We start from the raw sequence: 1,366 nt of genomic DNA, 5'->3' as shown, positions 1-1,366 counted from the left end.
CCGACGACAACAGCGACATGCGGGCCTATCTCGTACGGCTGCTCGGCGCGCAGGGCTGGCAGGTCGACACCGTGGCGGACGGGCAGGCCGCGCTGGAGACGATCGCCCGCAACCCACCCGACCTGCTGCTGACCGACGTGATGATGCCCAGGCTGGACGGCTTCGGCCTGGTCCGGGCGCTGCGCCGGGAGCCGGCCACCGAGGCGCTGCCGGTCGTGATGCTGTCCGCGCGCGCCGGACAGGAGGCCGGCGTCGAGGGCCTGCAGGTCGGCGCGGATGACTACGTCGTGAAGCCGTTCACCGCCGCGGAGCTCGTCGCCCGGGTCCGCACCACCCTGCGGCTCGCCCGGCTGCGCGGCACCCACACCCGGCAGCTGCGGGTCCTCGCCGACACCGCCGCGGTGATCGCTTCCGGCCGGGCGCTGGAGGAGGCGTTCCAGGCCGCCACCGAGCAGGCCCGCGCGTTGCTGGGCGGCGTACGGGCGGTGACCGAGCTGGACGGCGACGAGCACCACGCCCCGTTGCGCTTCACCGCGCCGCCGACGGGCACCGGGGACGCCATCGCCGACACCCGCACCCTGACCGCGATCCTTCGAGGAGCCGACGGCAGCCGGCTCGGCAGCATCGCCGTACGGGTCGGCGCCGCGAGCCCACCGGCCGACGACGCCCGGGCCCTGCTCGACTCGATGGCCACCATGCTGGCCTCGCTGGCCCGGAGCACCTGGCAGCTCGAGCACGAACGGCAGCTCACCCTCACCCTGCAACAAAGCCTGCTGCCGGAGAGTCTGCCCGCGCCGGAGGGCTGGGACCTGCAGGCGCAGTACCGCCCGGCCACCGGCGAGGCCGGCGGCAACTGGTACGACGTCGTCGCGCTGCCCGGCGGTGACCTGGTGCTCAGCATCGGTGACGTGGCCGGGCACGGGCTGGGCGCGGCGGTCACCAGCGGGCAGGTCCGCAACGCGGTCCGCGCGTACGCGGTCGAGGACCCGGCCCCCGCATCCGTCCTGACCCGCGTCGCGAGGCTGCTGTCCCGCCTGGGCGCGCCGTTCTCGGCCAGTCTGCTCGTGGCCCGGCTGAAGCCGGCCACCGGCGAGCTCTCCTGGTGCAGCGCGGGTCATCCCGCGCCGGTACGCAGCGCCCCGGGCCAGGACACCCGGCTGCTGACCGGCACGGTCGGGCCGCCGCTCGGCGCCGACGCGGCGACCTACGAGCAGAACGAGGACTCCCTGCCGCCCGGGGCGCAGCTGGTGCTGTTCACCGACGGGCTGGTTGCCGCGGAAGGCCCGGAGCGGCTGCTGCAACGCGCCGGCGTCTCGTACGCGAACGGCGCCCCGGCGGCCACGGTCGTGGAAGCGGTCCTGGCCGG

General features: G+C 75.7%; 1 protein-coding gene. It reads left to right on the top strand.

Translation table 11 applies throughout. The annotated features are described in order from the left end of the window. Positions 1–17: 17 nt before the first annotated feature. Positions 18–1,366, top strand: a 1,349-nt coding sequence (locus AB0C29_RS48640) for a fused response regulator/phosphatase (protein ID WP_360835193.1), incomplete at its 3' end; no start/stop codon positions are given.

This window comes from Actinoplanes sp. NPDC048791, assembly GCF_040650095.1.
Taxonomy (GTDB): Bacteria; Actinomycetota; Actinomycetes; order Mycobacteriales; family Micromonosporaceae; genus Actinoplanes.
Note: the sequence above shows the minus strand (reverse complement) of the source record. Positions and strands in the feature narration are given on the sequence as shown.